Source organism: Fodinicurvata fenggangensis DSM 21160, assembly GCF_000686045.1.
Lineage (GTDB): Bacteria > Pseudomonadota > Alphaproteobacteria > Kiloniellales > DSM-21159 > Fodinicurvata > Fodinicurvata fenggangensis.
The window spans coordinates 247,221-267,544 of sequence record NZ_JMLV01000004.1 but is presented as its reverse complement, the minus strand read 5'-3'; the positions used below and the strand labels follow the sequence as shown (position 1 = coordinate 267,544).

Here is a 20,324-nt window from a genome sequence, read left to right as displayed (position 1 = left end):
ATGGAGACCTTGCGCAACTACGCCCTGGTCCTGGCCAGGCGGCCGGTGGAGAAGGTCTTTGGGACGCTCAAACGCTCCTATCGCCTGAACCGCCTGCCGCACTTCTCGCTGGCGCGCAACACGGCCTGCCTTACGCTGGCCTGCTTTGCCTACAACCTCAGACGCCTGGACAGGTTGCTTGCAGGCTGAGTCTGTCCGGAATTTGTCCGAACCTGCCCGTAAAAACCCCAAACAAGGGCAAATCACCCAAAAGCTCTCCATGAATCTGCCTGATCGAAGGTATTGAGCAGCGTTCATGCCTCAGCTCAGTGCCAAGCACCTACCGCGCAAAGGTCTCCACGCTGAGGTGCGAGCAACGCGAGCCTCGAAGCGCCTTTGCACATACGGTGCGGCAAACACCAGCCCTGCCGCAACGCCCCGGCCTCCGCCTCACAGGCACGCCCGAGAATTGCCACATTACCGCCCTTGCGGTCCTGAGTGTGGTGATTATCTGTATTCTATCCCCGCGATGAGGGGATTTCGGCGGCGACCCTGGTTTAGGGCCGCGCCCAAGGTGGCGAAAGGCCAGGCCCGAGCCACCGACCGAGCAACAACATGGGAAGACAAGAGACATTCACTGACCTGAACGCACTGCCCCCTGCCCCTGCCGGCCACTCCTTTGCCAGCCCCCTCAAGGACGAAGCCGGAAGAGTGCAATCTGACCTGAAGCCCGGGTCTCAGTTCAAACGTTTCCTCCCTCCCTCCTCTTGCCCTGCCCTGTGCAAGGAGGGCCCTGGCCGCCCGGCCCACCCGCCGGGCGGCCTTTTTTTATGAAGATACTCTGGATGTCTCTCACGGAACTGGCCGTATGCTTTTGCCGCTGCAGGACTTGGATGCACGGCATGGATACGAAAAATCCGCACTGCGAGAAACGGCCCAAGCTGCAGATACCAGTACCTGTGGCTTCATACCTCCCGGACTGCCACTATTCAGCACAAGCCTCTTCGGTGAGCGATTCCTTTAGCTTCTCCAATGGCATGGGGCGCGCATAGGCATATCCCTGGGCATAGTGACAGCCCCACTGGCCAAGCTGAAAACCAACTTCCGGGTCCTCGACGCCCTCGGCAACAACCTCCAGCCCAATGGCCCGTGCCAGGAGTATAGTGGATTTCACGATTTCGGTATCCACGGCCGCAGGCAGGGCAGAAATGAAAGTGCGATCGATCTTGAGCACATCGACCGGCAAGTGCCGCAAGTGCTCGAGCGAAGCATGGCCCGTCCCGAAGTCGTCAACTGCTATCGTGATGCCCAGTTCCCGCAGCTCGTTGAGAGCTGAAAACAGGATCTTGAAATCCTCCACGAATGCAGTCTCGGTCACTTCCAGCTCAAGGCGCGCGCCCACCACGCGGCTTTCCTCGAGAGCGGATCTGACGAATTCAGGGAAGGCGGGATCCTCAAGATCCCGTACGGAAACATTGATTGAGACGACAAAATCCTCTGGCAGGGATGGATCTGAAGCACACTTCAGCGCCTCGCTGACAACCCATCGTGTCAGGCCAGCCATCAGTGTGGTTTTCTCGACCATGGGCATGAATACGCCGGGTGACAGCGGGCCGCGCTCATGATGCCGCCAACGCAGAAGCGCCTCTGCACCTCGGATTTCACCGCCAGCCAGGTCAACCTTCGGCTGGAAGTGAAGGGACAGCCCCTTCCCCGCGCCTGACAGCTCTTCCTTGAGGTCGCCAAGCAGGGTTACCGCCTCTCGGCGTTGGTTGATGTCCTTTTCCTCGAAAACGGCTGACGTTCGCTGTTGCTGCAAGGCCGTTTCCACAGCCGCCGTAGCCGCCTGGTATGGGAAAAAGGCGCTCTCCTCGGTTGTTTCCGATATGCCATAGGTTGTATTAATTGGAAGTGATATGCCCGAAACCTCCAAGGGCTGGTCCATCACCTGCAAAATCACCTCACCGATCTTCTCTGCCTGAGATCGGCTGGCATTGGGCAGCCAGAGTCCGAAACGAAAACTGCGTAGATGATAGAGTGCGAGATCATCCGGCAGAACACTCTGCAGTCTGCTCACCACCGCCCTTTGAGATTCATCCGCTATTTCAGGTCCGAATGTTACGATGGTGTCATTGTAGCCCTCAACGTGGACGACCAGGCATCTGCCAGATTGGTCCGCAGTATCGCGCATGAAAGCGGCCCGGTTTGGCAGGCCGGTGATCGGATCCAGCAGCACGCTATCCCGTAATCGCTGTATCTCGGCCTTGAGGACGCCGACGAGCAGGCCTGCCAAGGTCCCGATCCCGACAAAAAACCCGGTTCGTGCAATCCAGCTCATGGTGGGCTGGCTAAGCTCTGCGCTCACATCTAGGGGCATGATCGGGCCAAAGGCCAGACCCGTCACCAGCCCCGCAATCACGCCCCCTGGAACTGCAAAGAAAGCGGCCGCCAGAAGAACTGGAAAATAACCCAGATGCACATAGGACAAGTGCGTTCCGCCAAGCTGGTAGATGATAATATATAGAGCTATGGTAAGAAGTAATATAACCATAGCCATAGAAAGCAGAAACAAGCCTCTATACCTGTCCGGTACAGGAAATATCAAATGTGGTGTCATTGATTTTCTTATGACCATATTTGACATAAGAGGCTGGGTCCCTGTCTTGCTTGGCATACATCTAGTTTGACCGGATAGGGTATCAAGCCTTTTGAATTTAGTTTCTAGGCATGTTTTTCTACCACCACTCAGCATTAAAGTGAACGGCCCCAGCTTCCCTGGGGGTCCGACTTGCTGGAAGCGGGAGCTATGCCAAGAAGGCACACGAAGTGGTGATCAGCCGAGAGTAGCCAGAATGCGATTGTCCGGGCTGTGGAACTTCAAGAGGTTAACGCCGAGATGGTGACCGCCTCTCGCCGAACACAGCGAACAAACCACCGCCCGCCACGACGGCGATCTCCAGCCAGCGGGTTTCGGAGCCGAGGTTGAACAGGAAGGCACCCAAGTGGAACACACCGAACATCGTCAGGATGACAAGCGTCAGAGTGATGCTGACGCCCCCCAAATCGCCCTGGGTCCAGACCTTGGGGTGCGGGCGGCGAAACTGTCCATAAACCCAGGTAAAAAACAGGGCCGACACGGCCAGCATACCGACGCCAAGCATTGCGTTCATTTTTACGTCCAGGAGGCAAGGCGCAGCGAAACGGCAGGGCGCTCATGCGACCCCCAGCTCATGCGCGGATGATTTGATTTGTGTACGCCCGGGGCGGCTTGAAAGAGGGCGATGAAAATAATGTTGAGCGCTCTGGCCCGCGTCGGGAGGAAGTCTCTCAACCGATTGATAAGAGGTGGAATCTTCCGGTCTCAGGCGGCTGCTAGATACCGACGAACTATCTACAACGGATGCATTCGGCGACGGCCCTCCGCTTCATCGACAACTTGGAGCGCTTCGAGCGTCATGGCGAAAAACAACGCGCACCCAGCCTTCAGCAGGGCAATGGGGTCACCAGCACATTCACGCGGATAACTCGTGCTCAAGAGCCTCAGCCACCAGTTGATTCAGGCTGACCCCTCGGGCCCTGGCGGCTTCGACGGCCTGCTTGTGCACCATCTCGGGAACGCGCACCTGGAACTTTCCGGAAAACCGCCTGGTGGGCTCGACGCCCTTGTCCCGGCATGTCTCCAGGAAGATGCGCAACGAGGTTTCGCCCTCCTTGCGCAGGTCTTCAACACTGTCCGCATAGAAGTCCGCGCCACCATTGAGACCCGTGAACTCTCCACGGAATTTCTCGATCTCCGGATCGTACTGAATAACAGCACGATAGCCATTGATGATCATGACGTTGTTCATGGTTTGACTCCATTCGCTTCCAGCCATTTCCGAATGCTGGCGATAGCACCCTTGTCGGTATCCGGAGTTGGGTGTGGTCGATGAAAGATCCGCACCTCCCCGAACAGCACGACAGCAACACGCGAGCCTTCTCGTTCCTCGACCTCAGCCCCAAGTGCTTTGAACAGGGCTTCAACATCCCCCCATTGAATCGATCCTGGTGTAGGGCGCGCGAAAATCGCCGCGAGGGTCCTCTTGTGCTTTCGCTTCATTGAAAGATGATACTAAAATATAGTATCACGTCAACAAGACGGCAACAGGGCATTGGCCGCACCGTTGACAGCGGTACGGTCCTTCTCGTCACCCCGCTCACACGGCAAAGCGCTCGCGATAGGCCTGGGGGCTGACGCCGAAACTCTGCAGGAAGGCGCGCCGCATCGTCTCCTCGGATCCGAAGCCGCACCGGCGCGAAACCCGGGCCACCGACAGGCCCTCCTCCAGCAAGCGTCGCGCCGTCTCGATACGCAGCCTGCGGATCGACTGCGCGGGCGTAGCCCCGGTGGCCTGGCGATAGCGGCGCGAAAAGCTGCGCAGGCTCATGTTCGCCTGTTCGGCCAAAACCGGCAGGGGCAAGGGACGATCCAGGTTCTCGACGATCCAGGCATGCAGGCGGCCGAACGGGTCGTCGCCCTCCTGGAGTTCCAACAGGGTGCTGAACTGCGTCTGCCCGCCCGGGCGCTTGAGGAACACGACCAGCTGCCGCGCGACGGACAGCGCAAGCTGCCGCCCCAGATCGGCCTCGACGAGAGCCAGGGCGAGGTCGATCCCCGCCGTGACGCCGGCCGAGGTCCAGACGTCGCCGTCCTGGACGAAAATCGGCTCGGGGTCCAGTTGCACTGCCGGGAAGCGCGCGGCAAAGTCGCTGCAGCGCTGCCAGTGGGTGACGGCGCGCCGTCCGTCGAGCAGCCCCGCCGTCGCCAGCAGGAAGGCCCCGCTGCATACCGAGGCCGTTCGGCGCGCGGCACTCGTGCGCCGGCGGAGCCAGTCCACCAGCGCCGCCTCTTCGCAGGCCGCGTCCACGCCCCACCCGCCAGAAACGACCAACGTGTCCAGCGGCATATCGGCCGCGGCCAGCGGACCCGCATCGAGCGCCAATCCGGCCGACGTCCTGACAGGCGTCTCCCGCGCGACCACCACGGCCTCGTAGGGAGGCAGGCGGCCGGCTGCGCCACTCAGGTCGTTGGCCGTGGCGAAGACCTGCAGTGGCGCCGCCACGTCCAGCAGCTGGCTGTCGGGAAAGGTCAGGATCTCGATGCGTCGCTGATGATTTGGCATGAATCGTGGGAACTCTGGCGATTCAGCCAAAGGTTAGTCTGCTAGCGTCAAGACCGTCAACGCAAAGAAGCTATTCAAAGGAGATGTTCATGAGTGTGCGCTTCGGCATCCTGCTCTTCCCCCAGGTCCAGCAACTGGACCTCACCGGGCCATACGAGGTGTTTTCCATGGCACCCGGTTCGGAGGTCCACCTCATATGGAAGGACGAGAGCCCCGTACGCTCCACCAGCGGCCTGTCCTTGACCCCGACCACCACGTTCCAGGAGTGCCCGCCGCTGGACGTGCTCTGCATCCCGGGCGGCAGCGGCATCAACGCGCTGCTCCAGGACGAAACCGTGCGCGCCTTCGTGCGCGAACAGGCCACCGGCGCGCGCTATGTCACCTCGGTCTGCACCGGAGCCCTCGTGCTGGGGGCGGCCGGGCTGCTCAAGTGCAAGCGCGCAACGACCCACTGGAACGCCCACGACACTCTTGCAAAACTTGGCGCCACACCTGTCGAGGCGCGTGTGGTCACGGACGGCACGCTGATCACCGCCGGCGGTGTCACCTCCGGCATCGACTTCGGCCTGACGCTGATCGCGGAGCTATTCGGACAGGCGGAGGCCGAGACCATCCAACTGATGCTGGAATACGCACCGGCGCCGCCATTCACCTCCGGCACACCCAGGGAGGCCTCTCCTCAAGTACTGGAAACCGCCAAGGGCCGCCTTCACGCCTCGCGTGCGAAGCGGGAGGAGCTGTTGGCTCACCTATGAGCGAAACCATCGGAGCAAGGCACGTTCCGGGCCTGGGTTTTCTTCAAACTCTCCGTCATCCCTCACCCTCCATTGGAACGAGAGTTTCTCTGTTCGCGGCAGGACCGATATGTTCGCTGGGCTCGACTACGGATATACCGGCCGGGCCACCGTGGGTGCAGGGCCCCACCCGACACCCGGTTTGTCGCATCATGATCATGCAGTCATCAAAAATCCGTAACACCTTTCGTGCATAAGGACGCACGGCATGTAACCGGTTACATACGGCGCTGCCCCGGGTACTTTCAGCCTGGGACACTCTGTGGGCCGGCCGTCCTGCCATTTTGGTCTGACAGGGGAAGAGGCAGGAACAGATGGCTGCCACCATCCGGGATATTGCGAAAGAGGCCGGCGTGTCCGTCGCCACGGTATCCCGGCTGATCAACAAGTCCGGCTACGTCGGCGCCAGGACCGCCGCGCGTGTCCAGGACGCCATAGAACGTCTCGGCTTTCGCTCCAATGCAATCGGTCGCAGCCTCTCCACGGCAAAAACGCGCACCTTCGGGGTGATCGTACCCGCTCTGTCCAACCCGGTCTTTGCCGAGGCGGTATCGGGTGTGACCGCCTGTGCACGCAAGGCCGGCTACCACGTGATGATCACGGCCACCAATTATGACAGCGCCGAGGAGCTGGCGACGGTCGGCACCTTCATGGAGCAACGCGTCGACGCCATGATCCTCACCGTTGCGAACGCCGGGAAGAGCCCGGCTCTCGACCTGCTCGACACGGCGGCCTTGCCCTACGTCCTGATTTATAACGAGCCTCCCTGCACTGGGCGCCCGGCCGTGACCATCGACAATGCCGCCGCAGGCGCCAAGGTCGCCGAGGTTCTGCAGGACCTCGGCCACCGCCGCATGGCCATGATTTCCGGCCGCTTCGCCGAGTCCGACCGCGCCAGCGCCAGGCGCGACGGCTTCCTGGCAGGCGCCCACAGCGCCGGGCTGGCCATGCCGTCCGTGCGTGAGGTTGATTTCATCGCCCTGAATGTCGACGCCGTGTTGAAAGACCTCTTTGACGATCCCCCTACAGCACCCACGGCGCTGTTCTGCTCCAACGACCTGCTCGCCATTTCGGTGATCGGCGCGCTCGACAGGATGGGACTCCCTGTTCCTCAAAACGTTTCCGTGATCGGGTTCGATGGCATCGCCATCGGCACCCACCTGCATCCCACTCTGGCGACCGTAATCCAGCCGTCGCGCGAGATGGGAGAAGTCGCGGCGCAGCATCTGCTGCACCGCCTAGCCGGGGAGAAGGCCACACCACCCTGCCGCCTCCCCTTTACGCTGCGTCTTGGGGAATCGGCGGGGCCCGCTGGCAACGCACGCCCCGCCGACCTCCAGGACCCGGCCAATCCACGCGAAGGAGACTCGCACTATGATCGGTAGGACCCTGAAATCTCTTGCTTTCGCAACGGTCGCCAGTTTAAGCGCCGGGGCCTCGGTGGCGCAAGCCGCCGACGCCATCTGCTACAACTGCCCGCCGCAGTGGGCGGACTGGGCAGCCCAGTTGGAAAACATCAAGGAAAATCTCGGCTTCGATATCCCGCACGACAACAAGAACTCGGGCCAGACGCTCTCGCAGCTTCTGGCGGAAAAGGACAACCCGGTCGCCGATGTCGCCTACTACGGCGTTTCCTTCGGCATTCAGGCGGGGGAAAAGGGCGTGGTCGAGGCCTACAAGCCCGACCACTTCGACGAGATCCCCGACGGACTGAAGGACCCCGACGGCCGCTGGTTCACCATCCACTCCGGCACCCTGGGCTTCTTCGTCAACGTCGATGCCCTGGACGGCAAGCCGGTGCCCCAGTCATGGGAAGACCTCCTGAAGGACGAGTACCGCGGCATGGTCGGCTACCTGGACCCCTCGTCCGCCTTCGTCGGCTACGCCGGTGCCGTGGCGGTGAACCGTGCCATGGGCGGTGATCTCGACAACTTCGATCCCGGCATCGACTTCTTCAAGAAGCTGGCGGACAACGACCCCATCGTGCCGAAGCAGACGGCCTATTCCCGCGTGCTGTCGGGCGAGATCCCCATCCTGCTCGACTACGACTTCAACGCCTACCGGGCCAAGTACAAGGATGATGCGAATACGGCCTTCGTCATTCCGCAGGAAGGCTCCGTGGTGGTGCCCTATGTGATGAGCCTGGTGAAGAACGCACCCCACCCCGAGCGCGGCAAGGAAATCCTCGACTTCATCATGTCCGACAAGGGACAGGCGGTCTGGGCAAACGCCTTCCTGCGCCCGGTGCGGGCCTCGGCAATGAGCGAGGAGGCTGCCTCGAAGTTCCTGCCGGACTCCGATTACGCCCGGGCGTCGGCGGTCGACTACAGCAAGATGGCGACCGTCCAGGACAGCTTCAAAGAACGCTATCTCTCTGAAGTCCGTTGAGCAGCGCGTTCGTCAAGGGAGGTGCGACATCCATGCCGCTTTTGCAGGACCGCAAGGGGGTGTCGCACCATCCCGCTCTCATTCTTGGGCTTCTGGCCTTGCCGGCCGGAATCGTCTTCCTGGCGTTCTTCCTGCTGCCCATGGTCCGGCTGGTGCTGATCGGCGCCTCGGGCGAAGAGGGCGCGGCGGCCTACCTCTCGATGCTGACCACACCGCGGCACCTGGAGAGCATGATCGCCACCGTTCTGCTGTCGCTGGGCGTGACGCTCACCGCGCTCGCCATTTCGACCGTGGCGGGGGTGTTCCTGGTGCGCCATCGCTTTCCGGGCCGGGCGGCGCTGGTCTCCCTGTTGACCTTTCCGCTGGCCTTCCCGGGCGTGGTGATCGGCTTCCTGGTGATCCTGCTGGCCGGCCGTCAAGGACTGGTCGGTCAGGTGGCCCAATTCCTGACCGGCAACAAGCTGGTCTTCGCCTATTCGATGGCCGGCCTCTTCGTCGGCTACCTCTATTTCTCCATACCGCGGGTCATACTCACGGTCATGGCGGCGGCCGAGAAGCTGGACCCCAGACTCGAGGAAGCGGCCAGGTCGCTGGGGGCCGCCCCCTGGCGCATCGTTGCCGATATCATCCTGCCGGCGCTCAAGCCGGGTCTGATCGCCTCCGGAGCCATCTGTTTCGCCACCTCGATGGGCGCCTTCGGCACCGCCTTCACGTTAGCGACCAACATCGATGTGCTGCCGATGACCATCTACACGGAATTCACGCTCAGCGCGAATATCGCCGGCGCGGCCAGCCTATCGGTGATCCTCGGGCTGGTGACCTGGGCGGCTCTGGCCCTGGCGCGCAGCTTCTCGGGCTCCACCGTCGCGGCGTCGGGTTGAGGAGGACGGTGATGCGACGCGGGTTTCTGTTCTACAGCCAGCTGGCTTTCACTCTGCTGGTCTGCACCTTCCTCATCCTGCCGGTGATCCTCTCGGTCATGGCCGGGCTGACCGTGAACTATTTCCAGGGACTCTCCAGCGGGCTCACCCTGCGGTGGATCGGCGAGGTCTGGTCGCTCTATTCGGAAACGATCTTTCTGTCCCTCTGGATCGCCGCGACCTGCCTGGCCGTCAACCTCGTGATCGGCGTGCCGGCGGCCTATGTGCTGGCCCGCACGGGCGGGCGGCTGGCGCGGGTGCTCGAGGAACTGATCGTACTGCCGGTGGCCATTCCCGGCCTGGCCATCGCGCTTGCCCTGATCGTCACCTATGGCGGAGTCCCCGACTTCCGCACGAACTGGTCCTTCATCCTGGTGGGCCATGTGCTCTACACGCTGCCCTTCATGGTGCGTTCGGTGCTGGCGGTGCTGCACAGCGTGAACTTCCGCGAATTGGAGGAAGGCGCCGCCAGCCTGGGCGCGACCTTCCGCCAGCGCTTCTGCAATGTGGTTCTGCCGAACGTCAAACCGGGCATCCTGGCCGGCGCGTTGATGACCTTCACCCTCTCCATCGGCGAGTTCAATCTGACCTGGATGCTGCACACGCCGGTCACCAAGACCCTGCCGGTGGGCCTGGCCGACTCCTACGCCTCCATGCGCCTCGAGGTGGCCAGCGCCTACACCCTGATTTTCTTCATCATGATCGTACCGTTGCTGATCGCCATGCAGATGATGTCGCGGAAGCGGTGACAGGAACCCCTTTGCGGAAATGAGTGAGCCGATGCCGACCGAGAAAACAGCCATCACACTGACCGCCTGCGGCAAAACCTTCGCCGACGGCACCCGGGCGCTGCAGCCGATCGATTTCACGATTGCCGGCGGCGAGACCGTGGTGCTGTTGGGGCCTTCCGGCTGCGGCAAGACCACCTTGCTGCGCATCATCGCCGGGCTGGAGGCCCCGGACAGGGGCGGCCGCGTCCTTTTCAACGGCGAGGACGTCACGGCAAGACCGATCGAAAGGCGCCAGGTCGGCATGGTGTTCCAGTCCTATGCACTCTTCCCGAACATGTCGGTCCGCCAGAATGTCGCCTATGGGCTCAAGGTGCGCCGCGTCCCCCGGGACGAGCGCTCCCGCCGCGTCGAGGAGACACTCGGGATGATGCAGATCACCGAGCTGGGCGCACGCCGCATCGACCAGCTCAGCGGCGGCCAGCGCCAACGGGTGGCGCTGGCACGGGCCATCGCGGTCCGCCCGCGCATCCTTCTGCTCGACGAACCGCTGACCGCGCTCGACGCGCTGCTGCGCGACCGCCTGCGGGTGGAACTCGACAGCTTGCTGAGGGACCTCGGCATCACCGCCGTCTACGTCACCCACGACCAGGCCGAGGCCATGGCGCTCGGAGACCGGGTCGCCGTCATGAGCGCAGGGCGGATCGAGCAGGTCGGCGCGCCGCGCGACATCTACCATACGCCGGCGACGGATTTCGTCGCCGACTTCATCGGCACGATGAACCGTGTCCCGGCATCCGCGCTCGCGGCCTGGGAGGGGAACGCGGGCGATGCCGTGCTGTTCCGTCCGGAGGACGCCGAGATCGTCAGCGGCGAAGGCGCACACCTGCGGGGGCGCGTTGCCTCGTCGCTGTTCCTGGGCGACCGCACCCGCCTTGTGCTGGAAAGCGATGGGCTGCAGCCCATCATCGTAGACACCGGCCATCGCGGCACCATCCAGGTCGGTGAGGAGGTCGCTGTCCGCCTCAAGCCCGATCGCCTCATCCCACTGCCTGCTACGGGCGGGGAGAGCAATCCATGCTGATCGCCCAGCTTACCGACACGCATATCAAGCCAGCGGGCGAGACCGCCTATGGCAAGGTGGACACTGCTGCATTCCTGCGCCGTGCCATACAGCATCTCAATGCGCTGCGGCCGGCCGTGGCCGCGGTGTTCGTCACCGGGGATCTCGCCGATCGCGGCCTGGATGCGGAATATGCCCTGCTGGCGGACATACTCGCCGATCTGACGGCACCGGTGTATCTCGCCGCGGGCAATCACGACCGCCGCGCCGGCATTCGCGCCGCCTTTCCCGGCCACGACTACCTCAAGGATAATGGCCAGCGTGATGACGGCTTCATCCACTACGCCGTCGATCTGGGCCATCTGCGGGCCGTGGTCCTGGACTCCAGCGTACCCGGCCAGCCCTACGGCCGCTTCTGCCCGGCACGTCTCGACTGGCTCGAAAGCACGCTGGCCCAGGCACCGGACAGGCCGACCCTGATCTTTCAGCATCATCCGCCCTTCAAGACCGGCATCCGGCACATGGATGTGCAAAACCTGCAGGACGCAGAGGCCTTCCTGGCGGTGCTGGCCCGCCATCCCCAGGTGGCCCACGTCGCCTGCGGCCACGTGCACCGCGCCAGCGAGACGGTCCTGAACGGAATCGGCATCAGCATCGCCCCGAGCCCGGCGCACGCGGTGACCCTCGACCTCGACCCGAACGGCCCAGCCAGCTTCACCATGGAGCCGCCCTTGTTGCGGCTGTTCCATGCGCCGCCAGGGGAACCCCTTGTCTCTCACCTCAGTCCCATCGGCGCCTTCGACGGTCCCCACCCCTTCTTCGCTGAGGACGGGAATATTCTTTAGAGACTGTCGGCTTGGGCTATTTTCAAGAAATCACGTCAGCAGTATTCGAGACCTTGAATTTCCGTATAAACTTTAGTATATACGTAATGCTTAAGATTGAGAGTGGCGCACCATGGATACACGCAAGACCATCAAGAAAATCGGAAACAGTGCTTTCCTGCCGCTCTCCCAGGATATTCTTCAGGAATTGAAGGCTGACGTGGGCTCGACCCTACGCGTCTCCGTATCCGAAGGACAGTTCACGGCCCAGGTTGAAGACAGCCACTACGACGAGACCTGGCGGGCCGCGGACCGCATGGCCTCACGCTATGCCCGCACCCTGCGCCTTTTCGGACAATGACACGCAGACAGCTTCGCCAGATACCAGCGCAACCGGGCAACAGGGCATGAGCGTCAACAGTTACGTCTGGCCGCATCCCCAGGCGGTGGTCGACCGGCTTGCCCGTTTCATGGAGGACCATGACGAGAAACTGGTGGTCACCTCTCCCGACGACCTCAGCGCAGGCTTCGAGCGTGCGCGAACCTACGCCGATTACGATCCCCAGGCCACTGCAGCCCTGCTCTCGGCTCTGGTCTTCGAGGGGATCGTGACACGTCATGCTCTGCTGGACGGCAACAAGCGCCTGGCCTGGCTGGCCGCCATGACCTTCCTGGTGATGAACGGCATCTATCTCGACGCCCCGGAAGAAGACGCCTACGAAGCCGGCATGTCCGTCATCCGGCACGAGACGACCGTGGCGGATCTTGCCAGCTTCATCGAACGCTACAGCCGCCCGCTGGTGGAATAGCTCTATCCCCTTGGCAGTGGCACGTCATTCCACGTAATTGCGTTCACGCACGCGCTTGAAGATATTATAGGCAAGATGTTTATGAGCAGCCGAACGCCTTGAGAATCCGCACGTGCCCGCGGCGCACCTTCATGGTTCAAGAAACCGCTACCGGACTCAGTTCAGGAAAGCCTTCATACCAATCCGCATGACTGACGGAATGGTTCTCCATCCCCGGCTTGGTCAGACAGCCCTTCGGCGTCACGTAGCTGTCAATCCGGCGCAACGGTCGCTCGTGCCACTGTATGTTGAAGGCGGCCAGTTTCGGAAAGAAATAGAGCGTCGAGTAAGGCAAGTGGTCATGGACCCACCATGCAAGCGCACGCCAATCGGCACCGGCTTCGAAGCGATCAGCGAACCACGGGACCACGACACAGGCGGTCGCCCCCATACAGTTATCTCCGTCAGTCCGGTCCCAGATGTGATGGACGTAATTGGCCTCATTGCTCCCGCAATTCAGGCCGTTCCTGTTTCCATACTCGTTGACTTCGCAGGAGCGATAAGCCGAGCGAATGGCGACCCGGCCGAAGGTCGCGTGTAGAGGTTCGAGAAGTTCTTCGCACAGCCGCTCGCCCGCAGCGATGGCGAGATCAGGATCATCAGGGATATTGGGGATGCCATGGAAAGCGGCGATCTCGGAATAGAGGAAGTCGCGCATATAGAAGCTCTTTGACAGCCGGACTCGCCCAAGCTCCTCCAGCGCCTTCATGGTCTTTGGTTTTTTCATTTACCCTCCTTGATCGACACACCGCTCCCTATTCCGTCTCTGCCGCAAGTTCCTGGCTGACGCTGCGGAACTGTTCCAGGGCCGATTCCAGGTTCTCGACGATCTCGGCGGCCAGCAGGTCGGGGCCGGCAGGTTCTCCGTGTCCTCCAGGCTGTCATCGAACAGCCGGGCGCTTGTCGAAGAACAGGACGCCGGCCTTCACGTCCTAGCTGCACCAGATGCCGGTAGAAATCATCATAGGGCTTCAAACGCCGCCGCAGCCCCCAGGGGAACGGCTTTCGCCATCAGAATACGAGCATACTCCATGAGGACTTCGGGGATCCAGACGCGCTTGGTCTCACCGCCATGGAAGGGCCGAGGGTGAACCGTCCAGCAGGGATGCTTTTCAACCAGCTGAACGCAAGTGCGCACAACCTTTTCCTCGGTCCACCCGAAGCGAAGCCGCAGGATCTGCGCCAGCGTAAGCGTGTACTTGGCAGGGCGAAAGCGTTCTATAACCTGCGATAGTATCACGACTAGCACCGATAGCAAGAATGCAATCTATTTGGTCAGGACGACCGGCTCTTTGACATTGTGAATACGCGCAACTGCGTCTGGGACCTCTGTGGCTTGCAGATTATCAGACCGACACGCGATAGACGGATATACCTTACTTAGGGTGTTTTTTTGCCAGTTTGTTCCAATTGATATCGAGATCGAAGACTACATAGTCGTCGTCCGCATCAACGCCACCGGATTCGAAGTGAGCTTCTATGATCTCATGACCTCGAGCAAATTCGGAGTCGAAATAATTCTTCTCATTGTTGAAGGCCTTTTCGCGAAACTGATCGCCATCAATTCGACCCGCGAGATACTCATGCAGAAGCCTAGCTGAAAGCTTGATTGTCATTTTTCCTCCCGCTGACTGCCGTCTACACGTTGGTAAGTACCAACGTCGCTTGTCCGCGACGAAGCTGCCATGCCTATCCCTTGCCTGGTCCCCTTCAAATTGGGGCTTCGGAAGCTGGTCAGCCATCTCCCAAATTCGGTCATATTCACCATCGGGGATGCTTGTTCGATTATCAAAGCAACTCACCTTCCAGAACATTTCGGAATGTGCACTAAATACAGGCTCCCTGTGCCTGTAGGGAGACAGAACGATGACCGTATCTATCTTCAGCTTGGCAAGCGCGTGGTGAATGATTGCTTCGCCACTGATTTCAAATACGGTGCCCCTAGGACGAAGCCCCGTGCTAAGCAGGTAGCAGCCAGCATCCACGAGCACGACACAACGCCGCGTACCGGGAGGTGTTCCTTTTAGCTGCTTGAGCTTGTTTTTTTTCCAGAGTGCATTGTAGACGGGATTCTTCTCAAGATGGTAGGCGACAGGCGGCATGCGGCAAAAGGTTCGGAACTGCCGAATCGTGGATTCCTTCCAGCTGATAACAACATCCGTTTTACCTTCCGCGATCCTGATCCGTTCAGGGTTGGGCCAGTCCGATGCCGTTATCCATTGTCGGAGCACACCTTTGATTCCATCACTTAACTCAAATTCCGGATCGACGCAGCGCTCACGATGAAAGCGCGTTGTCCAGTATTTTCGATCCAGGAACTCGAAGTAGAGATGATCGCCCGCCCTTTTTTGGAACCGGTCTGCGTAGGAAGCAATGATATTGGCCGTCCGGTCCATGGCTTCCTTACCTGAGAAACTATCGTCAGAAAGCGCGCGTACTTCGACAACGGACGGACCTGAGGCAAACAAATCGTCCGATCGCGCATCCGGCGTTCTTCCATTTGTAAGCACCGGTTCCGGCAAAATATGCGCCACACGAGAAATCGCCCACAGGACAGCCAACTCGCTTTCGATAGAAAGTGCGTCTTTCGGATCTTTGTTATCAAGGCGTCCCAGATAGTCGTTGAACTTCGCAGGAGTAATGTACTGCGAAAGTTCCGTGAGCATTGCGCACTGCCGCCGCTTCGCAAATATTGGCATCGATTTAATATATCACAGCCGGAATGACGGCGTCGGGTCAATACGTCAGGCCGTCCGGATCTGTGGGTCCAACCTGGTTAAGTCTGATCCAGCCTTCACGACCGCCGGTCTTATCAATGCCAGCCTGGATATAATCTCCCTCCCGCTGGAACTCCACAAGCTTGCGGCCAATGGCAATCACGAACTTGACCTCAGAGACATCGCTGGGTCCTTCCCGCACTTCGGCCTGAAGCGACTTCACATAGTGGATATCGCCAGGCGCGGCCAAGACCGGAACAGCGAGTAAGATGACGAGAATGGCAATCAGTATGCGCATGGAGGCCCCCTTTACAGGTCAGATAAAAGAAACCTTAAAACCTACATTAAGGGAATGGAAGATGACCTTTATAAAGGGTCCCATAGACTCCTCAGGTTACCGTCCTGTAGCCGCAAAATTTTTGTGACGCAGTGACCAAATTTATGCGGCGCGCTAAAGATGAATGCCCACCCCCCCGTTCATGGGGAAGAGCCTCTATTTCAAGTTGATTTTCTGTGAAGCAGGTGGTGCCCAGGGGCGGAATCGAACCACCGACACTGCGATTTTCAGTCGCATGCTCTACCAACTGAGCTACCTGGGCGCCGGGCTGCGGGTCTGGTCGGGCGGTTGGCGCGTCCCGAATGCAGCGGGCAGTTCGGGCTTATAGGAGAAGTGAGGGGTTCTGTCCAGAGTGCCGGGCCGATTTTTATCCGCTTTCCTGTGGAGAAGGCGCAGCGGCGCCTGCCGGGAGATCAGGCCGGTTGCGGGATCAGGCAGACTGGGGGCCCGGGTCGTCCTCGTCCCCGCCGCCTCCGCCGGGCAGGCTGTCGGGGGCCTCGTCCGTGGGCACGCGATAGCGCTCGCCCAGCCAGCGGTTCAGGTCCACGTTCTTGCAGTGGGCCGAACAGAAGGGGCGATGGTCCTGCACCTCCGGCTTGCCACAGATGGGACAGCTCCGCCCCTGGCGCTTGCGCGCCTGCAGGGAGATCACCTTGGCCTCCTCGGCCTCGGCACCGCTGTTGTCCTTGCCGCTTTCGCTGTCGTCGCCGCCACTCATGACCGCCTATCCCTCTTCCAGGCTATAGCCATACCGGTCTAGCGCGTCCGCCGCGCGGATTGCAATATCCGGCTGTCGTCCGCGCCGTTCGGCCAGCCGCGCCAGGGCGGCGGCGGCCGGTCCCTCCAGGGCCTGGCCGACCGGCTGCGTCACTGTCGCCTTCAGGGCGACCTGGGGCGGACGGGCATCGAGGGCGCGGACCAGCTCGAAGGCCCGGGTTGTCGCCGACTTGCGCCAGCCACAGCCGCCCGGGCCCACGGGCGCGCAGAGCACTTCATGCAGGGGCTGCCGGCTGCGCCGCCGGGTCAGCTCGGCCAGGCCGCTGCCCTTCAGCGGCTGGACCTGCACCGGTTCGGAGTCCCCCGCCACGGCGGCGCGCAGGGCCTCCATCAGCTGTTCGCGCTCGCGCTTGCCGGCCATCTCCAGGAAGTCCACCACGATGCGCCCCGACAGGTCGCGCAGGCGCAGTTGCCGCGCGATCTCCTCCGCCGCGGCCAGGTTGACCTCCAGCGCCTTGCGCGCGGCCCCGCCGCGGCCGTCCCGGCGACCGCTGTTCACGTCGATGGCGGTCAGGGTGCGCACCGGTTCGACCAACAGGTCGCCGCCCCCGGACAGGGTCACCTGCGGCTGCAGGAGGGCATCGATCTCGGCCTCCAGCGTTGGCTCGAACAGCGGGGCCGGCCCGCGGTGGTGCGTCCCCTCGACCCCCGCCGCCTTCAGGGCGTTGCAGGTCGCGCTGTCGTCACAGATGATCTCGTCGTCGGCCTGTGCCAGGCCACGCACCAGGGCGGTCAGGTCCTCGCCGCGCTGCAGGCAGGCGGGTGGCTTCACGCCGGCCGGCACCTCCACCTGGGCCGGCGCCAGCTTGGCGCCCTTGTCCTCGGCCGGCGCACGGGTCACGCGCAGGGTGAGAGCCGTGCCTTCGTCCGGGCGCGTCACGGCCTTGCCCAGGGGCAGAAAGCCGGGCTGCTCCCGGCCCAGGTCGACAAAGGCAGCGTTCAGCCCCTTGTCCAGGCGCGTCACGCGCGCAAGATAGATGTCGTCCAGGGCGGGTGGGCGTTCGTCGCGCAGGATGCGCAGGAAGGTCAGCTCGTCGTAGGCGTCCAGGCGGGCGATCCGGGTTTCCCCCGGCCAGGCCGAGATCAGCAGGCGCCCGCTCACGGCCGGTATCCCGCGCCCCTCAGGAGGTTCCAGACCTGGTCCACGGCCAGGCCTACGACATTGTCGTAGGACCCGTTGATCCAGGGGATGAAGGCGGCGGCGAAGCCCTGGATGGCATAGCCGCCGGCCTTGCCGTCCCATTCGCCGGACTCCAGATAGGCCTGGATCTCGATCTCATCCAGGCGCTTGAAGCGCACCGCCGTGGTCACCAGGCGTTGGGAGCATGTGCCGTCGGGACGGATCAGGGTGATGCCGCCCAGCACGCGGTGGCGCCGGCCGGAGAGCTTCTCCAGGCAGCTGCGCGCCGTCGCCATGTCCGCCGGCTTGGGCAGGATGCGCCGGCCCAGGGCCACCACCGTATCGGCGGCCAGGACATAGGCGTCCTGCTGCCGCGCGGCCACGGCCTCGGCCTTGTCGCGCGCAATGCGCTTGGCATAGGCCGGCGGCAGCTCGCCCTTCAGCGGCGTCTCATCCAGGTCGGCCGGGTCGATCGCGTCCGGCGGCAGCCCGATCTGACGCAACAGATCGCGCCTGCGCGGCGAAGCCGAGGCGAGGATGAAGCGGGCAGCGGCCACGGCCGGCCCCCTTACTTGTAGCGGAAGGTGATACGGCCCTTGGTCAGGTCGTAGGGCGTCATTTCCACGTTGACGCGGTCTCCGGCCAACACGCGGATGCGGTGCTTGCGCATCTTTCCGGCCGTGTGGGCCAGGACTTCGTGGCCGTTGTCCAGCTTCACGCGGAACATGGCGTTGGGCAGCAGTTCGGCAACCGTGCCCTGAAATTCCATCAGGTCTTCTTTGGACATACCTACGTTTCTGTCGTTGTTCTTTCTGGCAAAAGCGCCGTTGTGGCTCTCCCCAAGCATGGGCCTGTCGGAAAGCGCGCGGATCATACAGTCTTTGATTGGAATTCACAATCTCGCCGCACGGCGCACTCGCATATAGGGCATTCGCCCCCGTGAACGCAAGAGCAGCGCCGCCTTTTTTCCTGCCAGCGACATATTTAGTCTCGTTTCGGTACTATCATTCTCGATGGTTTATTTGCGGCCTGACAAAAGTTGCACTTCCGGCTCAGGCCAGCTGTCATTTAGTTATCTATTACTGACCTATATAATGATTTTTGCTCGTCAAAGCGGATGAAATGCCGTATAACCGCCGCTAAAGACGACCGGCGGCCCGCCGCAACGGGCTCCCAGAAAAAGCCAGGAAAGTCAGGAACGATGCCGAACCGCATGCTGAAATTCGTCAACCTCGAACAGCGCACGCCCCCCAAGCGCAGTGCGCCGGAACGGCGAGAGGATTTCGAAGAGATCTACGAGGAATTCGACCCGGATTCCGCCGCCGACCAGGCCGGGCGGTGTTCGCAGTGTGGCGTGCCCTTCTGCCAGGTGCACTGCCCGGTGCACAACAACATCCCCGACTGGCTGATGCTGACGGCGGAAGGCCGCCTGGAAGAGGCCTATGAGGTCAGCCAGGCCACCAACAACTTCCCGGAGATCTGCGGGCGCATCTGTCCCCAGGACCGCCTGTGCGAGGGCAACTGCGTCATCGAGCAGGCCGGGCACGGCACGGTCACCATCGGCCAGGTCGAGAAGTACATCACCGACACCGCCTGGGAGGAAGGCTGGGTCCAGCCGGTGAAGCCGACCCACGAGCGCGACCAGTCCATCGGCATCGTCGGTGCCGGGCCGGGCGGCATGGCCGCCGCCGAGCAGCTGCGCCGCAAGGGCTACCAGGTCACCATCTACGACCGCCACGACCGGGCCGGCGGCCTGATGATCTATGGCATCCCCAACTTCAAGCTGGAGAAGGAGGTCGTCGAACGGCGCAGCCGCCTGATCGCCGATGCCGGCGTGGTCTTCAAGCTGAACTTCGAGGTGGGCCGCGACGCCAGCCTGGCCGAGCTGCGCGCGAAGCACGACGCCGTCCTGCTGGCCACCGGCGTCTATAAGGCGCGCGACGTGAAGCTGCCCGGCGCGGGCCTGCAGAACGTCTTCCCGGCGCTCGACTACCTGATCGCCTCGAACCGCAAGGGCCTGGGCGATTCCGTGCCTGATTTCGACAACGGCACCCTGAACGCCGAAGGCCGCGACGTGGTGGTGATCGGCGGCGGCGACACCGCCATGGACTGCGTGCGCACCGCCGTGCGCCAGGGCGCCACCTCCGTGAAGTGCCTCTATCGCCGCGACCGCAAGAACATGCCGGGCTCGCAGCGCGAAGTGGCCAATGCCGAGGAAGAGGGCGTGGAGTTCGTCTGGCTGGCCGCGCCGGAGGCCTTCGACGGCCGGGACAACACCGTCGAGGAGGTGCGCGCCGTGCGCATGCACCTGGGCGTGGCCGACGCCACCGGGCGCCAGACCCCGCAGCCGGTGGAGGGCTCCAACTTCACGCTGAAGGCCGACATGGTCATCAAGGCGCTGGGCTTCGATCCCGAAGACCTGCCGGTGCTGTTCAACGCGCCGGAACTGGAGACCACCAACTGGGGCACCGTGCGTGTCGATCATCGGACGATGATGTCGAACCTGGACGGCGTCTTCGCCGCTGGCGACATCATGCGCGGCGCCTCGCTGGTGGTCTGGGCCATCCGCGACGGCCGCGACGCCGCCGAATCCATCGACCGCCACCTGAAGGCCAAGGCCGAGGGGCCGGCCGTCATGGCCGCCGAATAAAGCCGCGAAAGGAATCG

The 20,324-nt window shown here is 62.2% G+C and carries 24 protein-coding genes and 1 tRNA gene; 11 read left to right on the top strand and 14 right to left on the bottom strand.

From position 1 onward, the window contains the following. Positions 1-189, top strand: a 189-nt coding sequence (locus BP38_RS0108845; protein ID WP_026987434.1) for a transposase, incomplete at its 5' end; no start/stop codon positions are given. A gap of 775 nt (positions 190-964) precedes the next feature. On the opposite strand, the gene BP38_RS0108840 is transcribed toward BP38_RS0108845, so the two are convergent. From BP38_RS0108840 to BP38_RS0108825, 5 genes are all read right to left on the bottom strand, one after another. Beyond that, a complete protein-coding gene (locus BP38_RS0108840; protein WP_245602369.1) occupies positions 965-2,458 on the bottom strand; it encodes a putative bifunctional diguanylate cyclase/phosphodiesterase in 1,494 nt (497 codons plus the stop codon). A gap of 406 nt (positions 2,459-2,864) precedes the next feature. Further along, a complete protein-coding gene (locus BP38_RS0108835) occupies positions 2,865-3,149 on the bottom strand; it encodes a hypothetical protein (RefSeq protein WP_155992315.1) in 285 nt (94 codons plus the stop codon). A 342-nt stretch (positions 3,150-3,491) separates the two neighbouring features. After that, positions 3,492-3,827: a type II toxin-antitoxin system HicB family antitoxin gene (locus tag BP38_RS0108830; RefSeq protein WP_026987431.1), complete on the bottom strand. Its 336-nt coding sequence runs from the start codon at positions 3,825-3,827 to the stop codon at positions 3,492-3,494. Then, the gene (locus tag BP38_RS22215; protein WP_081816556.1) at positions 3,824-4,078 is read right to left on the bottom strand and encodes a type II toxin-antitoxin system HicA family toxin; all 255 of its coding nucleotides are present in this window, start codon (positions 4,076-4,078) and stop codon (positions 3,824-3,826) included. Before BP38_RS22215 ends, BP38_RS0108830 begins: the two co-directional genes overlap by 4 nt. A gap of 97 nt (positions 4,079-4,175) precedes the next feature. Then, on the bottom strand, positions 4,176-5,141 hold the full coding sequence (locus BP38_RS0108825) for a GlxA family transcriptional regulator (RefSeq protein ID WP_026987430.1): 966 nt from the start codon (positions 5,139-5,141) through the stop codon (positions 4,176-4,178). 89 nt (positions 5,142-5,230) lie between these two features. On the opposite strand from BP38_RS0108825, the gene BP38_RS0108820 reads away from it, so the two are divergent. The 9 genes from BP38_RS0108820 (at position 5,231) to BP38_RS21725 (ending at position 12,667) form a co-directional block, all read left to right on the top strand. Continuing rightward, the gene (locus BP38_RS0108820; protein WP_026987429.1) at positions 5,231-5,896 is read left to right on the top strand and encodes a DJ-1/PfpI family protein; all 666 of its coding nucleotides are present in this window, start codon (positions 5,231-5,233) and stop codon (positions 5,894-5,896) included. A 353-nt stretch (positions 5,897-6,249) separates the two neighbouring features. Then, positions 6,250-7,320 carry a LacI family DNA-binding transcriptional regulator gene (locus BP38_RS0108815; protein ID WP_026987428.1) on the top strand — a complete coding sequence of 357 codons (1,071 nt, stop codon included), beginning with the start codon at positions 6,250-6,252 and terminating at the stop codon, positions 7,318-7,320. Beyond that, positions 7,310-8,323 carry an ABC transporter substrate-binding protein gene (locus tag BP38_RS0108810; RefSeq protein WP_026987427.1) on the top strand — a complete coding sequence of 338 codons (1,014 nt, stop codon included), beginning with the start codon at positions 7,310-7,312 and terminating at the stop codon, positions 8,321-8,323. Before BP38_RS0108815 ends, BP38_RS0108810 begins: the two co-directional genes overlap by 11 nt. Before the next feature lie 32 nt (positions 8,324-8,355). Further along, positions 8,356-9,204: an ABC transporter permease gene (locus BP38_RS0108805; protein ID WP_155992313.1), complete on the top strand. Its 849-nt coding sequence runs from the start codon at positions 8,356-8,358 to the stop codon at positions 9,202-9,204. An 11-nt stretch (positions 9,205-9,215) separates the two neighbouring features. Then, positions 9,216-9,992: an ABC transporter permease gene (locus BP38_RS0108800; protein ID WP_026987425.1), complete on the top strand. Its 777-nt coding sequence runs from the start codon at positions 9,216-9,218 to the stop codon at positions 9,990-9,992. 19 nt (positions 9,993-10,011) lie between these two features. Further along, on the top strand, positions 10,012-11,055 hold the full coding sequence (locus BP38_RS0108795; RefSeq protein ID WP_026987424.1) for an ABC transporter ATP-binding protein: 1,044 nt from the start codon (positions 10,012-10,014) through the stop codon (positions 11,053-11,055). Next, positions 11,049-11,879: a phosphodiesterase gene (locus BP38_RS0108790; RefSeq protein ID WP_026987423.1), complete on the top strand. Its 831-nt coding sequence runs from the start codon at positions 11,049-11,051 to the stop codon at positions 11,877-11,879. Before BP38_RS0108795 ends, BP38_RS0108790 begins: the two co-directional genes overlap by 7 nt. Positions 11,880-11,991: 112 nt before the next feature. Continuing rightward, positions 11,992-12,219 carry an AbrB/MazE/SpoVT family DNA-binding domain-containing protein gene (locus BP38_RS0108785; RefSeq protein ID WP_026987422.1) on the top strand — a complete coding sequence of 76 codons (228 nt, stop codon included), beginning with the start codon at positions 11,992-11,994 and terminating at the stop codon, positions 12,217-12,219. A 46-nt stretch (positions 12,220-12,265) separates the two neighbouring features. Then, a complete protein-coding gene (locus BP38_RS21725; RefSeq protein ID WP_051609143.1) occupies positions 12,266-12,667 on the top strand; it encodes a type II toxin-antitoxin system death-on-curing family toxin in 402 nt (133 codons plus the stop codon). Positions 12,668-12,803: 136 nt separating this feature from the next. Here the strand turns inward: BP38_RS21725 and BP38_RS0108775 are convergent, their stop codons facing one another. The 9 genes from BP38_RS0108775 to infA all read right to left on the bottom strand — a co-directional run bounded on the left by BP38_RS0108775 (position 12,804) and on the right by infA (position 18,444). Then, positions 12,804-13,433: a hypothetical protein gene (locus BP38_RS0108775; protein ID WP_026987421.1), complete on the bottom strand. Its 630-nt coding sequence runs from the start codon at positions 13,431-13,433 to the stop codon at positions 12,804-12,806. Between the two features lie 234 nt (positions 13,434-13,667). Beyond that, positions 13,668-13,946, bottom strand: coding sequence for a hypothetical protein (locus BP38_RS0108770; protein ID WP_155992311.1), 279 nt, complete (start codon positions 13,944-13,946; stop codon positions 13,668-13,670). Between the two features lie 136 nt (positions 13,947-14,082). Then, entirely contained in the window at positions 14,083-15,372 is a 1,290-nt protein-coding gene (locus BP38_RS0108765; RefSeq protein WP_026987419.1) for a hypothetical protein, read from the bottom strand. A 70-nt stretch (positions 15,373-15,442) separates the two neighbouring features. Further along, complete coding sequence (locus tag BP38_RS0108760; RefSeq protein WP_026987418.1) at positions 15,443-15,721, bottom strand: SH3 domain-containing protein; 279 nt, start codon at positions 15,719-15,721, stop codon at positions 15,443-15,445. A 225-nt stretch (positions 15,722-15,946) separates the two neighbouring features. Further along, positions 15,947-16,022 (bottom strand) — tRNA-Phe (locus tag BP38_RS0108755). A gap of 168 nt (positions 16,023-16,190) precedes the next feature. Then, a complete protein-coding gene (gene yacG, locus BP38_RS19810) occupies positions 16,191-16,478 on the bottom strand; it encodes a DNA gyrase inhibitor YacG (RefSeq protein ID WP_081816555.1) in 288 nt (95 codons plus the stop codon). 6 nt (positions 16,479-16,484) lie between these two features. Beyond that, a complete protein-coding gene (locus BP38_RS21720) occupies positions 16,485-17,639 on the bottom strand; it encodes a ribonuclease E/G (RefSeq protein WP_051609142.1) in 1,155 nt (384 codons plus the stop codon). Further along, on the bottom strand, positions 17,636-18,214 hold the full coding sequence (locus tag BP38_RS0108740) for a Maf family protein (protein WP_245602365.1): 579 nt from the start codon (positions 18,212-18,214) through the stop codon (positions 17,636-17,638). Before BP38_RS0108740 ends, BP38_RS21720 begins: the two co-directional genes overlap by 4 nt. An 11-nt stretch (positions 18,215-18,225) precedes the next feature. Then, positions 18,226-18,444, bottom strand: coding sequence for a translation initiation factor IF-1 (gene infA, locus BP38_RS0108735; protein ID WP_022729997.1), 219 nt, complete (start codon positions 18,442-18,444; stop codon positions 18,226-18,228). A gap of 414 nt (positions 18,445-18,858) precedes the next feature. Between infA and BP38_RS0108730 the strand changes: the two genes are divergently transcribed. Further along, positions 18,859-20,307, top strand: a complete 1,449-nt coding sequence (locus tag BP38_RS0108730) for an NAD(P)-dependent oxidoreductase (protein ID WP_026987416.1) — start codon at positions 18,859-18,861, stop codon at positions 20,305-20,307. Positions 20,308-20,324 lie beyond the last annotated feature (17 nt).

Excerpts from the sequence above, each read along its gene's own strand:
- BP38_RS0108795 (WP_026987424.1), top strand. The coding sequence starts at position 10,012 with ATGAGTGAGCCGATGCCGACCGAGAAAACAGCCATCACACTGACCGCC.
- BP38_RS0108825 (WP_026987430.1), bottom strand. The coding sequence starts at position 5,141 with ATGCCAAATCATCAGCGACGCATCGAGATCCTGACCTTTCCCGACAGC.
- BP38_RS0108805 (WP_155992313.1), top strand. The coding sequence starts at position 8,356 with ATGCCGCTTTTGCAGGACCGCAAGGGGGTGTCGCACCATCCCGCTCTC.
- BP38_RS21725 (WP_051609143.1), top strand. The coding sequence starts at position 12,266 with ATGAGCGTCAACAGTTACGTCTGGCCGCATCCCCAGGCGGTGGTCGAC.
- BP38_RS22215 (WP_081816556.1), bottom strand. The coding sequence starts at position 4,078 with ATGAAGCGAAAGCACAAGAGGACCCTCGCGGCGATTTTCGCGCGCCCT.
- BP38_RS0108775 (WP_026987421.1), bottom strand. The coding sequence starts at position 13,433 with ATGAAAAAACCAAAGACCATGAAGGCGCTGGAGGAGCTTGGGCGAGTC.
- yacG (WP_081816555.1), bottom strand. The coding sequence starts at position 16,478 with ATGAGTGGCGGCGACGACAGCGAAAGCGGCAAGGACAACAGCGGTGCC.
- BP38_RS0108810 (WP_026987427.1), top strand. The coding sequence starts at position 7,310 with ATGATCGGTAGGACCCTGAAATCTCTTGCTTTCGCAACGGTCGCCAGT.
- BP38_RS0108800 (WP_026987425.1), top strand. The coding sequence starts at position 9,216 with ATGCGACGCGGGTTTCTGTTCTACAGCCAGCTGGCTTTCACTCTGCTG.
- BP38_RS0108835 (WP_155992315.1), bottom strand. The coding sequence starts at position 3,149 with ATGAACGCAATGCTTGGCGTCGGTATGCTGGCCGTGTCGGCCCTGTTT.
- BP38_RS0108760 (WP_026987418.1), bottom strand. The coding sequence starts at position 15,721 with ATGCGCATACTGATTGCCATTCTCGTCATCTTACTCGCTGTTCCGGTC.
- BP38_RS0108820 (WP_026987429.1), top strand. The coding sequence starts at position 5,231 with ATGAGTGTGCGCTTCGGCATCCTGCTCTTCCCCCAGGTCCAGCAACTG.
- BP38_RS0108830 (WP_026987431.1), bottom strand. The coding sequence starts at position 3,827 with ATGAACAACGTCATGATCATCAATGGCTATCGTGCTGTTATTCAGTAC.
- BP38_RS0108785 (WP_026987422.1), top strand. The coding sequence starts at position 11,992 with ATGGATACACGCAAGACCATCAAGAAAATCGGAAACAGTGCTTTCCTG.
- BP38_RS0108730 (WP_026987416.1), top strand. The coding sequence starts at position 18,859 with ATGCCGAACCGCATGCTGAAATTCGTCAACCTCGAACAGCGCACGCCC.
- infA (WP_022729997.1), bottom strand. The coding sequence starts at position 18,444 with ATGTCCAAAGAAGACCTGATGGAATTTCAGGGCACGGTTGCCGAACTG.
- BP38_RS0108790 (WP_026987423.1), top strand. The coding sequence starts at position 11,049 with ATGCTGATCGCCCAGCTTACCGACACGCATATCAAGCCAGCGGGCGAG.
- BP38_RS0108815 (WP_026987428.1), top strand. The coding sequence starts at position 6,250 with ATGGCTGCCACCATCCGGGATATTGCGAAAGAGGCCGGCGTGTCCGTC.
- BP38_RS0108765 (WP_026987419.1), bottom strand. The coding sequence starts at position 15,372 with ATGCTCACGGAACTTTCGCAGTACATTACTCCTGCGAAGTTCAACGAC.